4 protein-coding genes and 1 other RNA gene are annotated in these 3,158 nt (G+C 37.5%); all 5 read left to right on the top strand.

Annotation, left to right across the window (positions count from 1 at the left end):
• The first annotated feature begins 114 nt into the window (after positions 1-114).
• Positions 115-735 (top strand): class I SAM-dependent methyltransferase, encoded by a 621-nt coding sequence (locus LEUFL_RS0105825; protein ID WP_010008123.1) that lies wholly within the window; start codon positions 115-117, stop codon positions 733-735.
• 1 nt (position 736) lies between these two features.
• Complete coding sequence (gene tadA, locus LEUFL_RS0105820) at positions 737-1,246, top strand: tRNA adenosine(34) deaminase TadA (RefSeq protein ID WP_010008121.1); 510 nt, start codon at positions 737-739, stop codon at positions 1,244-1,246.
• Between the two features lie 60 nt (positions 1,247-1,306).
• Positions 1,307-1,834: an HD domain-containing protein gene (locus tag LEUFL_RS0105815; protein WP_010008119.1), complete on the top strand. Its 528-nt coding sequence runs from the start codon at positions 1,307-1,309 to the stop codon at positions 1,832-1,834.
• 49 nt (positions 1,835-1,883) lie between these two features.
• Positions 1,884-1,970: signal recognition particle sRNA small type (ffs, locus tag LEUFL_RS12645), an RNA gene on the top strand.
• A 44-nt stretch (positions 1,971-2,014) separates the two neighbouring features.
• Positions 2,015-3,158, top strand: a 1,144-nt coding sequence (gene dnaX, locus LEUFL_RS0105810; protein WP_010008117.1) for a DNA polymerase III subunit gamma/tau, incomplete at its 3' end; no start/stop codon positions are given.

Genomic DNA, 3,158 nt, shown 5'->3' with positions numbered 1-3,158 from the left:
TTTTTTATTATCAATAAATAGTAGAAATATATATTTTAATGTAAAAATGTCGAAGGTTTAAAAAGATTTTATGGAAACGGCAGCGATGATGTCATTTTCCGATATAATATAATTATGAAAAATATAGATAAACAAGCTAATGAACAATACTTTACAGCTGAACCAACAGCTGAGCACAACTATCATCACTTTGATTTTGAGCTTTTAGGACACCAGTTGTATTTTCAAACAGATAGCGGTGTTTTTTCGAAAAGGACCATTGATTTTGGCACAAGAACGATGCTTGAAGCATTGAGTAAAACGACTATTCCTGAAGGAAAGATACTTGATTTAGGTACTGGATATGGTGTTGTCGGCATAGCTGTGGCTAAAAAATTCAAACGTACGGTTGATATGGTTGACGTAAATGAACGTGCTTTACAGTTAGCACGCGTCAATGCAAAGAAGAATAATGTAGCAGACGTGACGCACATTTTCCAATCAGATGTTTATGACAATATCTCTGAACAATATGGCTTGATTTTGGTAAACCCACCAATTAGAGCGGGGAAAAAAGTTGTAACGTCAATGTTACAAGAAGCTAAATTACATTTACAGCCAGGTGGTAAATTGATTGCGGTTTTACAGAAGAAGCAAGGAGCGCCATCAGCCCAAAAAAATATGGCAGAAGCATTTGGCAATGCGCAGGTTATTCATAAAGATAAAGGTTATTACATTTTAGAAAGTACACGATAGTATGGCGAATATCCCCATTTTTTCAGACGAACAGATTAATGATTTTATGCAAGCAGCACTGGATGAGGCAAGGCAAGCTGGATCGGAAGGCGAAGTCCCAATTGGTGCAGTGATTGTACATGATAATCAAATTATTGCACGTGCACATAATCATCGAGAACAAGGGCAACAGGCCACGGCTCATGCAGAATTGCTTGCAATTGAGGCGGCTAATCAGGCTGCACAATCGTGGCGGTTAGAGAATACCGCCTTATTTGTGACGTTAGAACCATGTATGATGTGTGCTGGTGCTATTATTAATTCACGGATACCAGTCATTTATTATGGGGCTCAAGATGCCAAAGGTGGTGCCGTTAAATCATTATATACATTACTAGAAGATGAACGATTAAACCACCGTGTTGAAGTGCATCCAGGTATTAAAAGTGACGAATGTGGTCAATTATTACAAAATTTTTTCTCTGAAATACGATTAAAACATAAACTTGTAAAACAGCTGAAAAACAAATAGTATTCTCTTTTGGTGCATTTTGTACTATAATATTGTTAGTGGACTAAAAAGAGGTATTGAATGCAAAATTTAAATGAATGGCAAGTTGACCAAGATTATGTGGCAATTGTCGGTGATTTATTACAACGTGAAGAAGTTCAAAAATTAGAAAATTATCCACAGCATCATTTTTCAAATCGATTAGAACATTCTATTTCTGTTTCTTATCAGTCATACCTTATTGCTAAAAAGGTAGGCGCTGATGAAGTTGCAACAGCACGAGCAGGATTATTGCATGACCTATTTTATTACGACTGGCGTACAACTAAGTTTGATGAAGGCACACATGCTTATGTGCACCCTCGTATTGCTTTAAAAAATGCACGTAAAATAACACATATTTCACCTAAAGAAGCAGATATTATTGTGAAACACATGTTTGGTGCAACCATTGCACCACCAAAATATGTTGAAAGTTGGATTGTGTCATTAGTTGATGACTATGCAGCTGTCAATGAGTACTTATTACCACAGATGTATGTTTCTTATTTTAAATGGCAAATGAAGGTTGCAACGCGCTTTACCAATTTTCGCTTGAAAATTCAGTAAGGATTAGCGAAAAAGACTAGCCAGAATCTTAAAAATCACGTATAATATTTATTGCAGGCAAACGTCTTCTCCCGAACTGGGTCAGGACAGGAATGTAGCAGCCCTAAGGTTGTTTGATGTTGTGCCTGTGTACATATTTGACCGCTCAGCGGTCTTTTTTGTAAGTGGAGGTGGAAAATTTTGGCATATCAAGCTTTATATCGCGTGTATCGTCCAAGAACTTTTGACGACATGGTGGGTCAAGAAATTATCACCCAAACGTTACAAAATGCAATTCAGACAGGGCAAACAGGGCACGCTTACTTGTTTAGTGGTCCTAGAGGAACTGGAAAAACAAGTGCAGCCAAGATTTTTGCAAAAGCAGTAAATGGTATTCCAGCTGACCAAGACGATGCACAAATACCTGACATTATCGAAATTGATGCCGCATCAAATAACGGTGTGGATGAAATTCGTAATATTCGTGATAGTGCCAATTATGCGCCAATTGAAGCACAATTCAAGATTTATATTATTGATGAAGTACATATGTTATCAACAGGCGCTTTTAATGCCCTACTAAAAACACTAGAAGAACCACCTGCTAATGTTAAATTTATACTAGCCACAACGGAACCGCAAAAAATTCCGGCTACTATTTTATCTAGAACACAAAGATTTGAATTTAAGCGCATTAGTACGCAGCAAATGCAACAACGAATGTCATATATTTTGGACCAGCAAAATATTGCGTATGATGAAGATGCTTTACGTATTATTGCCAATGCAGCTGAAGGTGGTATGCGTGATGCGTTGTCCATATTAGATCAAGTGATTGCTTTTGGACAAGATCATGTAACCGTTGAAAATGCTTTACAAGTAACGGGTTCTGCAACAACAACGCAGTTGTTTGATTATTTACAAAGCATTATTGACTATGATGTGCAATCAGCATTACAAATTTTGCATGATGTTTTACAAGATGGTAAAGATGCCCAGCGCTTTATTGCTGATTTAATGGCTTTATTACGGGATGTGATGTTATCTAATGTTGCTGAAACATTGGTAAAATCAACAATTCCGTTGTTCCAACTACAACAATTGCAGGGGCGCATTAGTATGCAACGTATTCAGGAGATGATGATTATTCTGGATGATGTACAGCGACAATTAATGCAGACAATGCAAGGTGATGTTTATTTAGAGTTACTTACTGTAAAATTAGGTATTAATAAAAATAATAAATTGGTTGAGCAACCGGCAACGGCCGTGCAACAATCAGCAGAGCCAGAGCCAGAGCCAGAGCCAGAGCCAGAGCCAGAGCCAGAACCAGAGCCAGAGCCAG

It is taken from the genome of Leuconostoc fallax KCTC 3537, assembly GCF_000165675.1.
Lineage (GTDB): Bacteria > Bacillota > Bacilli > Lactobacillales > Lactobacillaceae > Leuconostoc_B > Leuconostoc_B fallax.
This window is presented reverse-complemented; position numbering and strand designations above follow the sequence as displayed.

Bases quoted from the DNA above. Each gene is read 5' to 3' on its own strand.
- tadA (WP_010008121.1), top strand. From the start codon at position 737: ATGGCGAATATCCCCATTTTTTCAGACGAACAGATTAATGATTTTATG.
- LEUFL_RS0105825 (WP_010008123.1), top strand. From the start codon at position 115: ATGAAAAATATAGATAAACAAGCTAATGAACAATACTTTACAGCTGAA.
- LEUFL_RS0105815 (WP_010008119.1), top strand. From the start codon at position 1,307: ATGCAAAATTTAAATGAATGGCAAGTTGACCAAGATTATGTGGCAATT.